The sequence below is a fragment of the Clostridium sp. MCC353 genome, from assembly GCF_018785315.1.
Lineage (GTDB): Bacteria > Bacillota > Clostridia > Lachnospirales > Lachnospiraceae > CHH4-2.
This window is the reverse complement of record NZ_WQPN01000036.1, coordinates 17,404-35,559: the sequence shown is the minus strand read 5'-3', so window position 1 is coordinate 35,559 and position 18,156 is coordinate 17,404. Positions and strand designations below refer to the sequence as shown.

Here is an 18,156-nt window from a genome sequence, read left to right as displayed (position 1 = left end):
TCTTACCACCTCGCTCCTATCATGGTATACGTATCCGGCCGCCGATCCCCCATCCGGAGTTCTTTATACTTTTTCGTTTCCCTTAATTCAATATCGCAAATGATAACTGCATCACCATCAGCGGGGCCTGTAGCCAGAATCCGGCCATCCGGCCCAATGACCTGGCTGGGGGTCCGCACTCCATCAATCGGTTTTTTATACGGAACGCCCATTGCAGCGGCAACAAATATTCCATTTTCATAGGCTCTGGCAGTGGAATAAAGCGATTCCCAGCCCCATGTTGGAACTATGATTAAGTCCGCCCCTCTCAATGCCAGTTCCCTTGCCGTTTCCGGGAACTGAATATCCCAGCAAATGCAGATTCCCACATTACCCTCTGGCATGGCAAACACAAGATAGTGATCTCCACTTTCAATCCCCTCATCCCTGCCAGTGTGAATCTTATCATAGACGGATACAATTTTTCCCTCTGCATCAAAGATTACCGCACTGTTATAGCAGCCATATGTTCCGTCCATTTTCTGACGCTTCAAAAACGCTCCGGCCGCTAGCCAAAAGCTCCCCTTTTTGGCCAGACTACCAAGACGTTCCCATAGCACATCTGACATATCGGGAACCAGATCTTCCAGATCCCCGCCATGAAATCGCTTTAAACCCGGAAAATTAATTGCCTCTGGTGTCACCACCAGATCGCAGCCCTTTTTCCCTGCTGCTTCCACCATAGCAATTGTTTTTTCTACCATTGCGCTTTGGTTTTTCCGGGCTTCTTCCACTGTTTCAAAACAACCCTTTTGGTGAAAGTCATAGTTCTGATTTTGCTTTGTCTGAATCAATCCAATCCTCATCGCTATGCAATCCCAAAGAAAGAAAATACAAATGACACTGCCAGAATTCCGATAATAATATAAATTGGATTCACTTTCTTTTTCAGCATATGATAGCACCCCAGAACACAACTGATGGGAATTAAGCCCAACAAAATCTGATCCAGATAGCCTTGAAGGTTCAAGACCTGACCGCCGATTTGTGGTTCTATTGCAAAGGAAAAATTAACTGATTGAGCAGATAATACACCAATCATAATCAACCCCATAATTGCCGCAGATTTTGTAATCGATATAATCAGCCCGGACTGTGTTGCTTTCGTTATGTAAGAACCTCCTAGCTTATATCCAAGAATACCGCCAAACCACCGGAATGCCATGGCCGGAATATTAAACGCCAGCATAAACAGAATCGGCCCCAGAAAACTCCCCTGCTGACAGAGCCCCAAAGAAAGGCCGGTTGCGATGATACGGAACGTACCAACAAAGAAAGAATCACCAATTCCGGCAAATGGCCCCATCAATCCCACTTTGATACCATTAATGGACTCTACATCAAACCCTTCCGGATTCTTTACATTTTCTTCTTCCATCGAAACAGCCAGCCCCAGAATAAAGGGAGCCATCTGCGGTGTTGTGTTGAAAAATACTGAGTGGCGTTTTAATGCGGCGTAATACTGGTCATCATCTTTATATATTTTCCGCAAAATCGGTTCCAGTACCCATGCTACCACAATGCCTTGCATCCTTACCCAGTTAATGCCAACCAACAGCCACATACTTCGCCAGAACAATGTACTGATCGTCTTCTTTTCCCCTTTTTCTAATTGAAAAATGCCTGTCTTTGTCCCACTCATTGAAAAAAATCCTCCCTTTCATCCGTAATCTGTTCCTTTTGGCTGCCCTGGCCCGCCGCCATACTCTTTCGCCGCTCACTATCCTGGAAAAAGAAAAACACAGCAATACAGCCTGCCAGAATCGCCATAGGCATCGTCATGGAAGAAGCCGAAAAACCAGCTCCGCCTTCTCCAACACTTATATTCATAAATAAGGTAAAATACTTAACTGTAAAAAAGCCAAAAAAGAAAAAGCAGATAATCGTTTTATCCCATAGCATTTTCAACAGCATGGCAAAACCAAGCGCTGGCAGGATACCTGAAGCGACGGCAAAACCATTCATGACCCAAACTGGTAATCCATTGATAAACGACTGGATTCCTTCCGTGCCAAATGCAATCGCCAAAAAAGTGATCAGGCAGTACGGAATTGGATGAATCAAGGCCTCTGTATAATGTAGTATCGCATATTTTTTATAATTCTTCTCTTCCAGAAACCGGTCAAATACGGGTACAAGAGCAGTCCAAACAATCGTTTCCAATTGGAACAGCATTGTTGCAGCCAGAGAAATAGGAACTGCCAGTGTAACTGCAACACTGGAATCCTGGCCCAGCAGGATGGAAAAAGCTGATCCCAAAATTGCTCCTGATATAAAATCCTGCGGTACCGAACCACCAATTTGAATTGCACCGATAAATACCAGTTCCAGACTCGCTCCCAGAATCACACCTTCCACCGGATGTCCCAGCACCAGCCCGACCAAAGCGCTTAACACAAGCGGCCGCACCCCCAGTTGTCCAACCCAATCCGTAAATTTAGCAAAATACATTACCAGTGCAACAAATAATGCCTGTACTATCATAATCTTTCCCCTCTCCTATTTCAGCAAATCCTGCAGCGGTTCCGCCGGTTTTGTTGGAACCAGCTGATAAACCGATTTAACACCTGTGCCGATAACTGCTTTTAAGTTTTCCACGTCCTTTTCATCCACATAAAAGGTATCTCCCAGTTTTCTTTTTGCGGATACATTCTCTCCAATCAGTCCATAATTTCCCACATTGAATACCTCAATCCCCTTAATCCGTTCGGCAATTGTTCTGGCATCTGCAGTATTATTTACCAACATGAGAATTTTAAAATTCTCTGCTCTCTGGTCAGTTGCCACACTAACCGCGTCTTCAACCGAAAGGATACTGCACTTAACACTGGCCGGGGCCGCCATCTTTAGGGAAGCTTTCTGAATGTCATTTTGAGCCACCTTATCATTTGCGACCAGGATATGCGTGACATCAAGTTGTTTCGTCCAAAGAACAGCAATTTGCCCATGAACCATACGGTCATCAATTCGCAACATTTTTATCATGGTTTTTCCTCCTGCTATATTGATTATTTTTCTGCCTCAACATAACATGCATTCCGGAAAGCAGCAATAAAAAATGAGGTGCTGCCAAATTTTGCACCTCATTTTCTAAATTTATCCCTGTTTTTATAATTTTCTATTCTTGTACTGCCGGGGGGACATCTGATATAATTCCCTGAATTTCTCCCGGAACTGCTTGTCATCTTTGTAGCCCACAGCCTCCGCCAGTTCATATGCTTTCATATCTGTACTGTTCATCAAACGGATTGCTTCTTTCATACGCACCTCTGTCAGATAGCTTTTAAAATTCTGACCGGTTTCTTTTTTAAAAAAGACACTCATATAACTGGCATTCATTCCTACCAAACCAGCCACATCCTCAAGCGTGATATTGTTTCGGAAATGTTCCTGAATATATTGCTTGATTTTCTTTATTTCCAAAGATTCCCGCTGCCGATACATCAGACGGATTTTCAAAAACAACTGACTATAATAATCATTGACAGCACTCTTCAAATCACGAAACGAAATCCGCTGTCTGATCCCATTTAGAAATTCCTCTTCACCCGTCCGGTACTCTTCATTCACCAGTCCACATTCGGTAAGTGCACCAAAGACCTCTCCCGCCATCAGGATAACTGCATTAACGACAGAATCACGATTGCCATAATAAATATTGCCAAGCAGATCAACGCATTCTATTATACGCTCTAAAATATGTTCAAAATCATATGTTTTAAGCAATTCCTTTTTCAGATCATCCAAACTGGCCTGATACTCCTCCAGCGAATGAGTATAATCTTTTTGTACTTCCTCATAACAGATATATTTTTTCTCCGTAAAATAATATAGTTCCGATGTGAATCTGGCAGTGGTATATAAATATCTGACATTAGCAATGTCCTTTTGCCATCCCCCTGTTCCAATCGTAACAATCACGCTGTACCGGCTCTGAATCTCATCTACCAGTTCTAAAAGTATCTTTTTTATCTGATTCGGATTTTCCGGCGCCATTAAAAGAAAAAAGCAAGACGTGGAATCTTTTTTTAAAATAATGCCTACATGGTCCTTTTCCAGAGAATGTTCCAGCCAACTATATATTTCAAATTTTAGCAAGCTGAAGTTCTCTTCCTGTTTGTCACTGGTTCTTTTACGAAATAGGCGTAAAAAAACACCATAATAGCCTTCCCCGCTATATCCCCGTTCTTTTAGCGCAACTGCCAGTGCTTCCGGTTCTGCCTTCATCGACAAGATTTTCTGAAACAAAAGTTCTTCCGGACCATCTTCACGCCTTAGCATGTGACATGACTGCTCCTGTCTGATTTGATCAGCCGCTTTCTCCAATGCCCGGATCAACTCCTCACCGGTTACCGGCTTTAATAAATAATCCAGTGCTCCATAGACCAATGCATCCCGAGCATAAGAAAACTCCTGGTATCCACTTAAAAAAATGGTTCTGACCGTCATCCCCCATTCTCTTAGCTGCCTTAACATTTCCAGTCCATCCAGATTCGGCATAGCAATATCAGAGATAACAATATCCGGTTGCTCCCGCTGGATTACCAATAGCGCTTCTTTCCCATCGACAGCCTCACCAACAATGGAAAACCCCAGTTCTTCCCATGGGATCAAGCGGCGCAGCCCCTTTAAAATCAATGTTTCATCATCAATCAGTACTACCCGGTACATTGGTCACTCCTCCTTCCGGAAAGAACAGGCAGGGGAAGCGCAAAATAACAATCGTCCCGGTCTGCTCTGTACTCTTTATTTCAATACCATACTGTGGCCCAAAATTCTTTCTGATTCGTTCCTGAACATTACAAATTCCAACTCCACCAGAAGCCTTTGAGAGCTCGGCTGTACCTTCTACACAATCTATCTGCGACTGAAGTTTGGCAAGCTTTTCCGGCTGAATTCCAACACCATCATCCATAACCGTAAGTTCCAGTATATCTTCATTTTGCCTGGCTGATATCCATACCATGCCTTGCCCCGTCTTAAATTTAAGGCCATGGGCAACTGCATTCTCCACAAAAGGTTGAATCGATAGTTTTAAAATCATCGCCTTCTGCAGTCGTTCCGGAACCGATAGTTTTAAATCAAACCGTTCCTCATAACGAATTTTAATCATAGTGAAATAATTTTTTATATTCTGCAGTTCTTCCTCCAGACACACTTTATCGCTGCTGCTGCCAATTAAGTAGCGCAATTGGCCCGCCAGACTTTCAATCATCCGGGCTGTCTGCATATCCTCATTGGTCAAAGCAGTCATTCTGATGATATCCAGTGTATTATAAAGATAATGTGGTTTGATCTGGGTCTTTAGCGCGTTCAGTTCCGCCTCCCGCTGACGAAGCTCTGCGCCATATACCTGCTCAATATAGGTTTCCAATTGGGCTGCCATCTCATTGAGACCCTCGCCAAGAAGTCCGATTTCATCATTCCTGCCGATCTTTATCCGAGTGTCCAGGTAACCCTTTTGAATTTGTTCCATTCCATCCTTCAGCTTTTGGATCGGAATCGTAATCCATTTGGAAAATCCCACATAGATCAGGACTAAAATCAGGCAGCTGGCTGAAAGCGTAATCATAATATACTGCTTTGTCATCTTGACGCGGTTTAGAACATCTTCTTTATGAACGGAAACCACACTGATCCATCCGCTGTCGCCATGTTTCTGGTAATGGTAATATGATTCCTGATTCTGAAGTGTTCCATATTCTGCATCCGAATAGCCAGCGATCAATGAACTCACCTCCGGGCTCAAAGATTCCACTCGTTTGTTGTGATAGATTTCTTCGCCTGCCTCATTCATAATATAAAATCCACTTTTGTCGCCAATATCAATACTATCCATAATCTGATTGATCGATTCCTGACTAACATCAATGTAAAGTGTGCCCAGACACTGATCTACATTTTTTATACTCCTGACATCATAAAAATTCCGCTCTATCGTAATGACCTGATCCTCAACTGTTTTGAAATACGAATCCGTATGTGCCGGTAGCAAGCGTATTGTTTTTTCCATCCGTCGGCCGCTAAGTTCCTGCTGCTTCCAAACTACTGCTGCCTCAGAATCCAGAATTTTCCCCGGTTTATTGCTGACATAGTAAAGATTACCATTCCTTTCTAGAAAACGAACACTGGTAATCTGGCTATCAGAAGCCATATCCAACAGAAATCGTCGCATTGCCACCGATTTTTCTGATGGCTGGATCGACTCATCCGTCAACACGTCAATCAGATACCCTCGCTCCGCAATGGGCCTTGTGTACATAGAAACCGTTAATTCTCCCCACTTTTCCAGCCAGTCATCAACAAAACTCCCTGCATATTCCAACGTTGTTTTGCCATTCTTTATGGTTTCGGTCTCCATATTGTCTACAAATTCAGAAAAGAAGAAGCGGCTTAAAAACAGAAGCGGTATCAGCCCTGCTGCAAAAAAAATCACTGCCAGCTTTACAAAGATGCTGACATATGGTTTCTTTTTCTTAATTTTCTCCACGTTTCTCCTCCCATGCCATGTCTAACTGTCTGGCCGCTTCGTCCACCGTATAATCACCATCTGCCAACTTCAGCATAACATCATAACAACTAATAGCAAAGCCTTCCGGAGTATTTCCGGTACTGATTGTCGGCCCTTCCATAACACCATGTGCCTGTGCTGCGGCTATAACAGCCTGCTGTGCCGGAATACAATCATAGGAAATGGCCTCCTTCACTGCCGGAATTCCATTCATCGATGCCACGACTTTACCATATTCTTCCTTACTATAATAAAACTTCAGAAAATCAACCGCAGTCTGGTATTTTATCGAATCTTCTTTGCAGGCAGTCGTAATGGACCAGCCGATATTCTCTTCTAACTCGACAACTGGGTTCTGACTGTTATTTGGCAGAAAAAACCAGCCAATTTCAAAATCCGGTGCTGCTTTTAAAATCTGGGCAAACATCCAGGTACCAGAATATAGCATAGCGGCCTTTCCATCAACAAGCACTTCAATGGTCTGACTATCTGTGGTGGTCCGGTATTCACTCTGCACATATCCCTTGCGAAACAATTCTTTAAAGTCCGCCAAAAGGTTTTTAGGATTTTCATCCTGCCAACTCACCGTACCTTCATTCCGGTGGCTGATCCACTCTTCATCCTCCATGCGGATCCGGTTAGAATACAACCCATTCAGCCAAAAATCCATATGCCAAAGTGTTCCACCGCCAATCACAAGAGGGGGCATATTCTTTCGTTTTAGATTTTCACATAATTGTAGAAATTCTTCATATGTTTCCGGAACTGCCAGACCATATTCCTGGAATAGCTTTTTATTATAGATAATTCCCCGGCAAGCATAAAACCGTGGAACAGCATAAACCTGTCCATCAATAACAGTACAAGTCTTTAAGAGGTCAGTCACTTCACTGGGAAGTGGGACGATTTTTTCTGCCTGCTTATAAAGTTCTACATTTCTCATCTCGACAATGCCATCGAACTCGCCAAGGGCATCCATCACTGCAAGACTGCTCTTATAATCCTCACCCTCAATATTAATAACCTGTTTTATCTGTATCTCCTGATCAGGATGAAGCGCCATATAATCTCTGGCAACTTCCTCCATGCAGGATTGCCAGGATGCATCACCTCCTGATATCAACACCTCCAAAGGCACCTGTTTTTCTTCCACTTCCAAAACGTCCAGTTTACCCGTTTGCCCATGTCCACAGGCGGCCAGGATTGCCATAGAGAGTATCAGGCTGACGCTGCATAACGTTCTTCTCATCATATCCGCTCCATATTTTATCATCTATCTCCATTTACCAGTCCATCCGATTCAATTCCATACTTCTTCCTTTTTCCACCTGAAACAAATTCCCTTACCAGGGATATTCCAGTAACCCTTTACTTTTATCAAGTATCCGGTCTCTAAGTTAAAACAAAACCACAAGCTTTTATGCCTGCGGTTTATTGTTTTAAGTGGAGATAGTGGGATTCGAACCCATGACCTCTTGAATGCCATTCAAGCGCTCTCCCAGCATATCGGGTGTGCACTCCAAAATCTCCACAAAACAACTTATTTTTCGCCTTTTCGCCAAAAGGCGAAAAAAGCATAAAATCAAGGTTTTCCACGAAAATGAAAAACCTTGATTTTATGCTGCTTATAGAGCACTTTTATGGTACTAATCTAAAATTAGTCAACGCTTACGATTTCTCTCTTATTGTAAGATCCGCAAGCTTTGCAAACTCTGTGTGGCATCATAAGTTCTCCGCATTTGCTGCATTTAACTAAGTTTGGAGCACTCATCTTCCAGTTTGCTCTACGTTTATCTCTTCTAGCTTTTGAAGATTTATTCTTTGGACAGATAGACATGGTTACACCTCCTTAAACTGATTAAAAATATCCTGGATCAACGACATTCTTGGGTCTAGCGAACTCCTATCACAGTCGCAAGTCTCATGATTGAGATTCGCTCCACATCTATTACAAATCCCTTTGCAATCTTCATCGCACAGGACTTTCATAGGTAAGTTCAGCAGCAGTTCATTACAAACTAACTGGTCTACATCCAGATTATAACCACTTACGTAGGGTTGCTCATCCAGTTCTTCGATCCGCTCTTCTTCAGTCTGTTTCATATCTAAAGAAGCTTCTATTGATAAATCAAAGTCATTCCTCACAGGATCAAGACAGCGTCCACACGGTATCATCAGAGAAAGTTTTGCCTTCCCTTCCAGAAACAATGTACGGTCGCCCAGATTCCTGACCTTTAAAGTCACCGGCTCTGCATCGACAATATCATACACACCATCCGGGGCATGAAACTGCTTCATCTCAATATCTTGTACGTAGATCTTCTCTTTTCCTTCACTGGTAAACAACTCAGACAAGTTAATAAGCATACAACTCTCCTTATAGGTTAATATCAGGAGCTATACGCACCTCTGCTATTATACACACGCGGTTTAAATTTGTCAACAGATTCTTTGATTATTTTACCAATTCCAATGTTTCTCTTGCAATGGCAAGTTCTTCGTTGGTTGGGATCAGCATAACTTTTACTTTGGAATCGGCTGCTGAGATCACTCTCTCTTTTCCGCGGACATCATTGGCTTCGTCATCAATCTTTACGCCAAGATATGCTAAAGAGCTGCAGATGTTCTTTCTTCCGGTTTTATCGTTCTCGCCAACTCCGGCTGTAAACGCGATTGCATCCACACCATTCATCGCTGCCGTATAAGCGCCGATGTATTTAATAACACGATAGATAAATGCGTCCAGGGCCACTTCTGCCAGATGGTTTCCTTCTGCTTTTGCTTTTTCAATATCACGGAAATCGCTGGAAATTCCTCCGCTCATTCCTAAAACACCTGATTTCTTATTCAGGATATTCAAAAGCTCGTTGACGTCTTTTCCCTCTTTGTTGCAGATGAACTGAACAACTGCCGGATCGATATCACCGCTTCTGGTTCCCATAATAAGTCCCTCAAGAGGTGTAAGTCCCATGCTGGTGTCCACACATTTGCCGCCAATGGATGCGGATACGCTGGCTCCGTTTCCGAGGTGGCATACGATAACTCTTGCTGTTTCAGGATCCAGGCCGCCAAACCGGATAGCTTCTTTTGAAACAAAGCTGTGGCTGGTTCCGTGGAAACCATATCTTCTGATGCCGTATTTCTCATAATATTCATGAGGAATTGCGTACATATAAGCTTTCTCAGGCATTGCCATACCGAATGCGGTATCAAATACTGCCACATTAGGAGTTCCCGGCATAGCTTCTTCACATGCTTCAATACCCATTAAGTTTGCAGGATTATGAAGAGGTCCTAAATCGAAGCATTCACGGATCACTCTCTTAACATCGTCGTTAACAATGATGGAATCGCTGTAAACAGTGCCGCCATGAAGAACACGGTGTCCAACGGCTGAAATCTCGCTGGTATCTTTGATAACGCCGTAAACCGGATCCTGAAGGGCGTCCATAACCATCTTAATTGCCGTCGTATGGGTTGGCATGGCGTTTTCCACCACGTATTTATCCTTACCAGCCGGTTCATGAGTTAATTTTGATCCTTCAATACCAATTCTTTCGCATAATCCCTTTGCGATTACGCTTTCATTGTCCATATCAATCAACTGATATTTTAAAGAAGAGCTTCCGCAGTTAAGTACTAAAATCTTCATAATTGATTACTTCTCCTTTTATTCTTATTCGTTTACCTGAGCCTGTACGGCAGTAATCGCCACAACGCCTACGATGTCTTCAGCAGAACATCCTCTGGACAAATCGTTAACAGGTTTTGCGATACCCTGGCACATCGGGCCGTAAGCTTCTGCCTTCGCAAGTCTCTGAACTAACTTATAGCCAATATTACCCGCATCCAGATCCGGGAATACGAGCACGTTAGCCTGTCCGGCAACTTTGCTTTCCGGAGCCTTGGAAGCGCCGATGCTTGGAACGATGGCTGCGTCTAACTGAAGTTCTCCGTCAAGAGCCAGTTCAGGAGCGGCCTCTTTTGCGATTCTGGTAGCTTCCACCACTTTTGTCACATCATCATGCTTAGCGCTTCCCATAGAGGAATGGGACAGCATAGCAACTTTTGGTTCTTTTTCAACTAACATCTTGAAGCTCTCTGCGGAGGAAACTGCGATTGCAGCCAGTTCTTCCGGATTCGGATTCTGGTTTAAGCCACAGTCAGCGAATACAAATGTTCCGTTCTCGCCGTATTCGCAGTTTGGAACTTCCATTAAGAAGAAAGCGGATACTAATTTTGTACCTGGTTTGGTTTTGATAATCTGCAGGCATGGTCTTAATGTATTGGCTGTTGAGTGGCATGCGCCGGATACCATACCATCAGCATCCCCGTTCTTAATCATCAGACAGCCATAGTAAGCGTAGTCCTTCATCATGGTTGCTCTTGCATCTTCCGGTGTAAGGCCTTTGGATTTTCTAAGTTCCACAAATAAATCAACGTATTCCTGTGTTTTTTCATATGTGAATGGGTTTACAATGGTTGCTTTAGAAATATCTAAGCCTTCGCTGTTGGCAGCCACTTCTTCCGGTGTACCGATAATAATCAGGTTTGCCAAATCTTCCTTTAAAATCTGTTCAGCCGCTACAAAAGTTCTTCTGTCCATGGACTCAGGAAGAACGATAGTTTTTTTGTCTTGTTTTGCTCTCGCTTTAATTACATCAATAAATCCCATGATATAATACCCCTTTCATCTTTTCGCATTTATCTATATTATATACCAGTTGTTTTTTGTATACAAGCCATATTTTTCTATTTTCATGTATTTTTTTCCGTCCAAACAATAATCCTTTACCATATAATAATTCTCTCGTATAATAAATTCATAACCGCTTTTCAAACTCACTTTAAGCCATGTTTGAACAACTGCGTTAAGAAAGGGAAAACACATGAAGGTTGTCGGTTTAATTGCAGAATATAATCCGTTTCATAACGGTCATTTATATCATATCCAAAAAGCCCGGGAATTAACCGGAGCTGAATACGTTATCGTCATTATGAGCGGAGATTTTGTCCAGCGCGGCGCTCCTGCCGTCTATGACAAATACACCCGTTCTTTAATGGCCCTTAAATCCGGGGCCGACCTGGTTCTGGAAATGCCGTCTGTTTTCGCCACCAGCAGCGCGGAGGATTTTGCCTCCTGCGGCGTCGCCCTGTTAGACCAGCTTGGGATCGTGGATTCCATCTGCTTTGGAAGCGAATGCGGAGAAGTCCAGCCGCTGTTTAAAATCGCCGCTGTATTGGCTGAGGAACACGGAGATTATCAGGAATTATTAAAAGATTATATCCGTTCCGGCCTGACTTATCCCGATGCACGGGCCAAAGCCCTCTCTTCCTGGCTTTCATTGAGCCCATTGGAAAGCAGTTTACTGCTCTCTCCCAACAATATTCTGGGCATCGAATACATCAAAGCTCTTTTGAGAAGAAAAAGCGGGATCACTCCCGTAACCGTCAAAAGAAACGGCCATGGCTACCACGACCTTTCCTTATCCGGGGAATTTGCATCCGCTACAGCTATCCGGAAACTGCTTGCCAGCCCGGATGGCCTTATTTCCATCGCTTCCCAGGTTCCGGAACAGGTTTTGGAGGCCATTTTACAGGGTATGCCGGTTTTTCCGGACGACCTGACATCCATCCTGAACTACACCCTTTTGACCCTGATCCGGGATGGAGGGGATTTGACCGAATATCTGGACATTTCAGAAGAATTGGCCGGCAGGATCAGGAACCTGTTTTTACAGTTCAAATCTTTTACGGAACGGACAGAGGATTTAAAAACAAAGCAGTACACCTACAGCCGTATCAGCCGATGCCTTCTCCATCTCATTTTGGGAAGCAGACAAGCCGACGCGGCCGCATACCGGGAAAAGGGTTACTGCGGCTATGCCAGGGTTCTCGGTTTTAAAAAGGAATCAGCGGATCTTCTGACCGGTATTAAAAAACACAGTTCTCTTCCGCTGATTACAAAACCCGCTGCAGCCGGCTCTTACATCGACGCTGTTTTCCTGCCCATGTTCAGTCAGGATCTGTATGCCTCTCATGTCTATAACTCCATCGTCTATACCAAATATGGAATCACAGTAAAAAATGAGTATACCAGGCCTTTTGTCATGATTTAGTCCTTCAAAAGCAGCCCGGCAAGTGTCGGTTTCACATGGAGAAAGTCGAGAACTGCCTGAATTTCTTTCCGGTTGTCCTTCCGTTCTCCCTGTTTGACCGCCCTTATCAGAATATTTTTGGGAGTGTGCTCCATATCGATAAACTCCAGTATCTGGGTACGGTAACCCTGGTTTTCCAGAATTTCAGCTCTCAAAGCATCTGTATAAAGAGCGGCCATCCGCTCTTTAATCAGCCCATATTGAAAAACAGGCTTCATCAGTTCATTCTCCATCTGCTTATTCCACTCATGCTGACAACAGGGAACGGAAAGAATGACGGAAGCCCCCCAGTCCACCGCTTTTGCCAGCGCATAATCCGTCGCCGTATCGCAGGCATGAAGGGTTACGACCATATCCACATGATCCACGCCCTCATAGGAAGCGATATCCCCATAATAGAAATTCAAATGATCAAATCCGTATTTTTCACTTAATCTGCTGCACCTGTCTATCACATCCCGTTTTAAATCCAGGCCGATGATGCGCACAGGATATCCCTTTAATTCCTTCAGATAATAATACATGGCAAAGGTCAGATACGATTTTCCACACCCGAAATCGATGATGGTGGTTTCTTTATTCTTGTCCAGACGCGGCAGAATATCTTCGATGAACTCCAAAAAGCGGTTGATCTGGCGGAACTTATCATATCTGGAACGGACCACCATGCCTTCCGGAGTCATAACTCCCAAGTCTTCCAAAAATGGTACAGGACGCCCCTCTTCCAAAACATAACGTTTCTTTCTGTTGTGATCCAAAACCGGCGGATTAGCCGTTATTTTAGGCTGGGCACTTTTTTTGCACTTAACCGTAAGCGTACCTTTTTTACCCACTAAAACCGTTCCGCTGCCCATCTGGGATGAAATCTCCGCCTGACGGAACCTGCCGTCCAGAAGACCGGTTATATAATCTCCCGCTTCCTCCTGAGTAAAATTCTTATGAAATGCCTGCTTTCCAACAAATTCCTCCGCCTGAAACGTCAGCGCTCCCCTCAGCATAAGGGGGCGGATCTTCACCTTCATACAACCATCTCTGTCCACAGGATTGCTGATGATAATCTGAATCAGGCGGTCATTTAAAAAATATTCCAATGCATCTTGTAATTTACGATCTGTTATCAATGTCTTCTTACTCCTGTTATCATTTTTCATCACAGGTGATTGGCCTGTTTTTATAATCTTAACATAAAAACCACCTGACAGCCAGGTGGTTTTCCTTTAGTTTTCTTTCTCTACCCAGCTGCTCCTGAGCAGTTCGGGATAATTTTCAAGATGGGCATAATCATTAAAGCGCTGCAGATTGAACCGTTTTTTACCGGGATGATATTCCAGTTCCGTAATGCTGCAGTTTTCCAGCCCATTTCCCAGCATCCTCATCTTTGCCAGATCCAGGCCGATCAGATAAGAGGTAAGGCTTCGTATCACGCCGCCATGGGTCACAACTGCCGCCCGGTCATATCCGCTCTGTGTGATTTCATAGAGGACGGGAAGGATGCGTTTTACCACATCGGCCCCGCACTCTCCCCCCGGATAGGGCAGGTCTTCTTCCATCCTGTCCTGCCGGAGTTTAAAATCGGCATACTTTATTTCAATATCCTCATCAGCCATGCCTTCCATGTCTCCGAATGAGATTTCCCTCAGCTCCGGCCGTATGAGATGTTCCACATTCCAATAGAGATTAGCCGCCTCAGCCGTCTGAACGGCACGCAAAAGATCACTGGAGTACACAACCTGGGGATTGGCCTTTACAAGACGTTCTCCCAGCAAAGCGGCCTGGCGGTATCCTTCTTCAGCCAAATCCACATTGACGTTGCACAGCTTACTGCATTGTCTTCCGTGACGAATCAAATAAATCTTCATATGCGCAGCTCCTAATTCTTGAAACTATGGATCGGAGCCGGAATCCTTCCGCCTCTTGTTACAAATTTCTCACAGGAATAGGGGTTGACCGGCATAACGGGAGCATAGCCTAAAAGTCCGCCGAATTCTACAGTATCTCCCACCGTCTTGCCGATAACAGGAATTAAACGGACTGCTGTTGTCTTCTGGTTGATCATTCCGATTGCCGCTTCGTCGGCGATGATGCCGGAAATCGTTGAAGCAGGCGTATTTCCAGGGATCGCGATCATATCCAGACCTACGGAGCAGACACAGGTCATGGCTTCCAGCTTTTCCAAAGTCAAAGCTCCCATAGAAACCGCGTCGATCATGCCCTGATCTTCGCTGACCGGGATAAATGCTCCGCTCAAACCGCCTACGTAAGAAGAAGCCATAACGCCGCCCTTCTTCACCTGGTCATTGAGCATCGCAAGGGCTGCCGTCGTACCGGGAGCGCCCACACGTTCCAGGCCGATCTCTTCCAGTATCTCCGCCACGCTGTCGCCCACAGCCGGTGTGGGAGCAAGAGAAAGATCGATGATGCCAAATGGTATGCCCAGCCGTTTGGAGGCTTCCTGGGCTACCAGCTGGCCTACGCGGGTGATCTTAAATGCAGTTCTTTTTATGGTTTCACAGAGGACTTCAAAATTCTCTCCCCTGGCCTTTTCCAAAGCTACTTTCACAACTCCCGGGCCGCTGACACCCACGTTGATAATGGCATCCGCCTCCGTCACACCGTGGAAAGCGCCTGCCATAAATGGGTTGTCATCCGGCGCATTGCAGAACACCACCAGCTTGGCGCAGCCCAGGGAATCATTTTCCCTGGTGGCTTCTGCCGTTTCCAGTACGATCTGCCCCATGAGCTGAACCGCATCCATATTGAGGCCGGTCTTGGTGGAACCCACATTTACAGAACTGCAGACACGTTCCGTAGCCGCAAGTGCTTTTGGAATGGAACGGATCAGGTTCTCTTCCGCAGGCGTCATCCCTTTGCTCACCAGAGCGGAATATCCGCCGATGAAGTTAACTCCCACAGTTTTGGCCGCCCGGTCCAGGGTCTGGGCCAAAGTCACAAAATCATCCGGTGTTTTGCACGCACAGCCGCCGATTAATGCGATAGGCGTAACAGAAATCCGTTTATTCACAATGGGCACGCCGAAGTCGCGGGCAATGGCTTCTCCGGTGGATACCAGGTCCTTGGCGTAAGTGGTGATTTTGTTGTATATCTTTTCATTTAACTTAGCCAGATCGTCATCACAGCAGTCCAACAGGCTGATTCCCATGGTGATCGTTCTCACATCCAGCTTTTCATGATCAATCATGTTGTTGGTTTCAATCACTTCAAACATATTTAACATAAGATTTTTCCATCCTTTTCGGTCGTATTTAATTAGATTCTGTGCATCTTTGTGAAGATTTCTTCTCTCTGGCATTTAATTTTAACGCCGATTTCATCTCCCACTTTTTCTAATTCTTCTGAGACCTGTTCAAATGGTTTCGTCGCCTTATCCATATCAACAATCATCATCATATTAAAATATTCCTGAACGATGGTCTGGGAAATGTCCAGAATATTAATCCGGGTGTCCGCCAGATAGTTACATACTTTTGCGATAATACCGACTGTGTCTTTTCCTACTACCGTAATGATTGTCTTGTTCATAATTTTTTCTCCTCTTAATATGGTTATTAATTTTAACGGTTCAGATCTGTCTGAACTGTTACTATTAATTACAGTGTGATAATCTCGGACATCTGATCCCGCTTTGCAACCGTAATGGAAAAATCAGACGCGTGGAACGGATTGTCCCCCTGGTTTATCTCAAGCTTTACCGTTTCATAGGCCAGTTCTTCATAGTTGTTTTCCTTGCTCAAATGGCCCAGCAGAATTTTCTTAATATTATCATGTAATATGTAGTTCAGAAGCCGTCCGGCATTTTCATTGGACAGATGTCCGTGATCGCTTAAAATCCTGCGTTTCAGATAATAAGGATAAGGACCGGTCTGAAGCATATTCACGTCGTGGTTGGATTCCAGCAAAATGGCGTCCAGCCCCTGAAGGTGCTCAATAATGTACTGGTCGTAATGGCCCATATCGGTAGCCACCGCCACCGACTTCTTGCCGCACTGAATGCGGTAAGCCACCGGATTGGCCGCGTCATGGTCAATGGAAAATGGCTTCAGCTTCAAATCACCGATTTCAAAATCCACATCCGGCTGTATGGGATGAAACAGTTCCGCCGGATATTCCCCAAGGGACTTCATATTGGAAATCTCCTCCAAAGTCTCTCTTGTACTGTAAATAGGCACTCCGTATTTTCTGGCCAGAACACCTAAACCTTTCGTATGGTCGGAATGCTCATGGGTGATTACGATCCCATTGATCTCATTCCCTTTTACACCGATCTCATTCAGCCCCTGTTCGATCCTTTTATTGCTGATTCCCGCATCTACGAGGATGTGGCTGTTATCTGAGCCAACATAGATGCAGTTCCCGCTGCTTCCACTGGCTATGCTCACTAATCTCATCTGCTCAATTCCTTCTATATTATGCTAATATCTCTTTCAACTGCTTTCTGACCTCATCCAGGCTTTTATTATTATCAATCACCTGGCTGGCGCAGGAAAAGAATTCCGTATCATCCGGCTGGTTATCCATAATGCTGATGCTTTTTTCCGCCGAATAGCCCCTGCTTTCAGCCAGCCGCCGGATGCGGTTGTCTCTTGATGTATAAACATACCATAATTCATCGTAAATGTCATCCACATTTTTTGCCAAAAGTGCTGCTTCCACAACAATTAAAGACGCCTCTGAGGATTTGATCTGTTCCTTTATGGACTGCCACACAAGGGGATGGATGATGGAATTAATCGTGTTCAAAGCCGACTTATCCTTAAAAATCAAATGTGACAATTTTCCTCTGTTAATGCTCTTATCCTCATCCAAAAATTCCGTTCCAAGCGCTTCTATAATCTTGTTGTATCCTTCGCAGCCCGGTTCTTCCAACTGCCTGGCCACTTCGTCTGCCTGGATAACTCTGGCCCCGTATTCTTCCCGCAGAATTTCCAAAATCCTGCTTTTTCCAGATCCGATTCCTCCTGTAAGACCGATTACCCGTTTCATATCTGAGATTCTCCTTTTACCTCTATTCCATGCTCTAACAAAAGTTCCGCCGTCATTCCATTTCCATCGGTAAGGCATCGGCTGAATGTTCCGTCATAGATGCGGCCGCAGCCGCAGGAGGGGCTTCTCTCTTTCAAAACCGCGCATCTGCATTGGTAAAGCTCTGCCAGTTTCAGTGTTTCCTCCGCCCCTCTTTTATAATTATCCGTCACATCGGCGCCATTTTGGGTTAAAACTCTGTCTCCTCTTCGTTCCGCAGGATCTCTCGGGGTTGCAAGCCCTCCCATAATTTCAGGGCATACGGGAATCAGAGTATGCTCCTCCATCAGCTTTTTTATTCCTTCTGATAATGCGCCGGTCCCATCATACCGGCACTGAACTCCTAATAAACAGGCACTGACTAAAATATTCATCCACTCACCCTTTTCATTTGTTATTACACACAGC

19 protein-coding genes are annotated in these 18,156 nt (G+C 44.5%); 1 reads left to right on the top strand and 18 read right to left on the bottom strand.

What is annotated here, in order from left to right; genetic code table 11:
* Positions 1-2: 2 nt before the first annotated feature.
* The 11 genes from GPL15_RS08750 to pta form a co-directional block, all read right to left on the bottom strand.
* Positions 3-833, bottom strand: coding sequence for a carbon-nitrogen hydrolase family protein (locus tag GPL15_RS08750; RefSeq protein WP_215698064.1), 831 nt, complete (start codon positions 831-833; stop codon positions 3-5).
* 14 nt (positions 834-847) lie between these two features.
* Complete coding sequence (locus tag GPL15_RS08745; protein ID WP_215698061.1) at positions 848-1,681, bottom strand: PTS system mannose/fructose/sorbose family transporter subunit IID; 834 nt, start codon at positions 1,679-1,681, stop codon at positions 848-850.
* Positions 1,678-2,523 (bottom strand): PTS sugar transporter subunit IIC, encoded by an 846-nt coding sequence (locus GPL15_RS08740; RefSeq protein WP_215698059.1) that lies wholly within the window; start codon positions 2,521-2,523, stop codon positions 1,678-1,680. Before GPL15_RS08740 ends, GPL15_RS08745 begins: the two co-directional genes overlap by 4 nt.
* A 15-nt stretch (positions 2,524-2,538) precedes the next feature.
* Positions 2,539-3,024 carry a PTS sugar transporter subunit IIB gene (locus tag GPL15_RS08735; protein ID WP_215698056.1) on the bottom strand — a complete coding sequence of 162 codons (486 nt, stop codon included), beginning with the start codon at positions 3,022-3,024 and terminating at the stop codon, positions 2,539-2,541.
* Between the two features lie 123 nt (positions 3,025-3,147).
* A complete protein-coding gene (locus tag GPL15_RS08730; protein ID WP_215698054.1) occupies positions 3,148-4,710 on the bottom strand; it encodes a response regulator in 1,563 nt (520 codons plus the stop codon).
* A complete protein-coding gene (locus GPL15_RS27940) occupies positions 4,688-6,529 on the bottom strand; it encodes a sensor histidine kinase (protein ID WP_215698052.1) in 1,842 nt (613 codons plus the stop codon). The genes GPL15_RS08730 and GPL15_RS27940 overlap by 23 nt, the downstream gene beginning before the upstream one ends.
* Complete coding sequence (locus GPL15_RS08720; RefSeq protein WP_215698050.1) at positions 6,516-7,703, bottom strand: extracellular solute-binding protein; 1,188 nt, start codon at positions 7,701-7,703, stop codon at positions 6,516-6,518. The genes GPL15_RS27940 and GPL15_RS08720 overlap by 14 nt, the downstream gene beginning before the upstream one ends.
* Before the next feature lie 504 nt (positions 7,704-8,207).
* A complete protein-coding gene (gene rpmF, locus GPL15_RS08715) occupies positions 8,208-8,387 on the bottom strand; it encodes a 50S ribosomal protein L32 (protein WP_015528925.1) in 180 nt (59 codons plus the stop codon).
* Between the two features lie 2 nt (positions 8,388-8,389).
* Entirely contained in the window at positions 8,390-8,917 is a 528-nt protein-coding gene (locus GPL15_RS08710; protein ID WP_215698048.1) for a DUF177 domain-containing protein, read from the bottom strand.
* A gap of 88 nt (positions 8,918-9,005) precedes the next feature.
* On the bottom strand, positions 9,006-10,202 hold the full coding sequence (locus tag GPL15_RS08705; protein ID WP_215698046.1) for an acetate kinase: 1,197 nt from the start codon (positions 10,200-10,202) through the stop codon (positions 9,006-9,008).
* 24 nt (positions 10,203-10,226) lie between these two features.
* On the bottom strand, positions 10,227-11,225 hold the full coding sequence (pta, locus tag GPL15_RS08700) for a phosphate acetyltransferase (protein ID WP_215698044.1): 999 nt from the start codon (positions 11,223-11,225) through the stop codon (positions 10,227-10,229).
* 214 nt (positions 11,226-11,439) lie between these two features.
* Here pta and GPL15_RS08695 point away from each other — a divergent pair, with 214 nt between their 5' ends.
* Positions 11,440-12,669, top strand: coding sequence for a nucleotidyltransferase (locus GPL15_RS08695; protein ID WP_215698042.1), 1,230 nt, complete (start codon positions 11,440-11,442; stop codon positions 12,667-12,669).
* On the opposite strand, the gene GPL15_RS08690 is transcribed toward GPL15_RS08695, so the two are convergent.
* From GPL15_RS08690 to GPL15_RS08660, 7 genes are all read right to left on the bottom strand, one after another.
* Positions 12,666-13,829, bottom strand: coding sequence for an SAM-dependent methyltransferase (locus GPL15_RS08690; RefSeq protein WP_252198215.1), 1,164 nt, complete (start codon positions 13,827-13,829; stop codon positions 12,666-12,668). The two genes, GPL15_RS08695 and GPL15_RS08690, sit on opposite strands and share 4 nt — an antisense overlap.
* Before the next feature lie 96 nt (positions 13,830-13,925).
* Entirely contained in the window at positions 13,926-14,567 is a 642-nt protein-coding gene (locus GPL15_RS08685) for a histidine phosphatase family protein (RefSeq protein WP_215698040.1), read from the bottom strand.
* Positions 14,568-14,578: 11 nt separating this feature from the next.
* Entirely contained in the window at positions 14,579-15,943 is a 1,365-nt protein-coding gene (locus GPL15_RS08680) for a PFL family protein (protein WP_215698038.1), read from the bottom strand.
* Positions 15,944-15,975: 32 nt separating this feature from the next.
* Positions 15,976-16,248, bottom strand: coding sequence for an ACT domain-containing protein (locus GPL15_RS08675; protein ID WP_215698036.1), 273 nt, complete (start codon positions 16,246-16,248; stop codon positions 15,976-15,978).
* 68 nt (positions 16,249-16,316) lie between these two features.
* Complete coding sequence (locus GPL15_RS08670) at positions 16,317-17,114, bottom strand: MBL fold metallo-hydrolase (protein ID WP_215698034.1); 798 nt, start codon at positions 17,112-17,114, stop codon at positions 16,317-16,319.
* A gap of 19 nt (positions 17,115-17,133) precedes the next feature.
* On the bottom strand, positions 17,134-17,709 hold the full coding sequence (gene coaE / locus GPL15_RS08665) for a dephospho-CoA kinase (RefSeq protein ID WP_215698032.1): 576 nt from the start codon (positions 17,707-17,709) through the stop codon (positions 17,134-17,136).
* Positions 17,706-18,122: a DUF523 domain-containing protein gene (locus GPL15_RS08660; RefSeq protein ID WP_215698030.1), complete on the bottom strand. Its 417-nt coding sequence runs from the start codon at positions 18,120-18,122 to the stop codon at positions 17,706-17,708. The genes coaE and GPL15_RS08660 overlap by 4 nt, the downstream gene beginning before the upstream one ends.
* Between the last annotated feature and the right edge of the window lie 34 nt (positions 18,123-18,156).

Bases quoted from the DNA above. Each gene is read 5' to 3' on its own strand.
- GPL15_RS08745 (WP_215698061.1), bottom strand. From the start codon at position 1,681: ATGAGTGGGACAAAGACAGGCATTTTTCAATTAGAAAAAGGGGAAAAG.
- GPL15_RS08740 (WP_215698059.1), bottom strand. From the start codon at position 2,523: ATGATAGTACAGGCATTATTTGTTGCACTGGTAATGTATTTTGCTAAA.
- GPL15_RS08735 (WP_215698056.1), bottom strand. From the start codon at position 3,024: ATGATAAAAATGTTGCGAATTGATGACCGTATGGTTCATGGGCAAATT.
- GPL15_RS08730 (WP_215698054.1), bottom strand. From the start codon at position 4,710: ATGTACCGGGTAGTACTGATTGATGATGAAACATTGATTTTAAAGGGG.
- rpmF (WP_015528925.1), bottom strand. From the start codon at position 8,387: ATGTCTATCTGTCCAAAGAATAAATCTTCAAAAGCTAGAAGAGATAAA.
- GPL15_RS08710 (WP_215698048.1), bottom strand. From the start codon at position 8,917: ATGCTTATTAACTTGTCTGAGTTGTTTACCAGTGAAGGAAAAGAGAAG.
- GPL15_RS08705 (WP_215698046.1), bottom strand. From the start codon at position 10,202: ATGAAGATTTTAGTACTTAACTGCGGAAGCTCTTCTTTAAAATATCAG.
- pta (WP_215698044.1), bottom strand. From the start codon at position 11,225: ATGGGATTTATTGATGTAATTAAAGCGAGAGCAAAACAAGACAAAAAA.
- GPL15_RS08695 (WP_215698042.1), top strand. From the start codon at position 11,440: ATGAAGGTTGTCGGTTTAATTGCAGAATATAATCCGTTTCATAACGGT.
- GPL15_RS08685 (WP_215698040.1), bottom strand. From the start codon at position 14,567: ATGAAGATTTATTTGATTCGTCACGGAAGACAATGCAGTAAGCTGTGC.
- GPL15_RS08680 (WP_215698038.1), bottom strand. From the start codon at position 15,943: ATGTTAAATATGTTTGAAGTGATTGAAACCAACAACATGATTGATCAT.
- GPL15_RS08675 (WP_215698036.1), bottom strand. From the start codon at position 16,248: ATGAACAAGACAATCATTACGGTAGTAGGAAAAGACACAGTCGGTATT.
- GPL15_RS08670 (WP_215698034.1), bottom strand. From the start codon at position 17,114: ATGAGATTAGTGAGCATAGCCAGTGGAAGCAGCGGGAACTGCATCTAT.
- coaE (WP_215698032.1), bottom strand. From the start codon at position 17,709: ATGAAACGGGTAATCGGTCTTACAGGAGGAATCGGATCTGGAAAAAGC.
- GPL15_RS08660 (WP_215698030.1), bottom strand. From the start codon at position 18,122: ATGAATATTTTAGTCAGTGCCTGTTTATTAGGAGTTCAGTGCCGGTAT.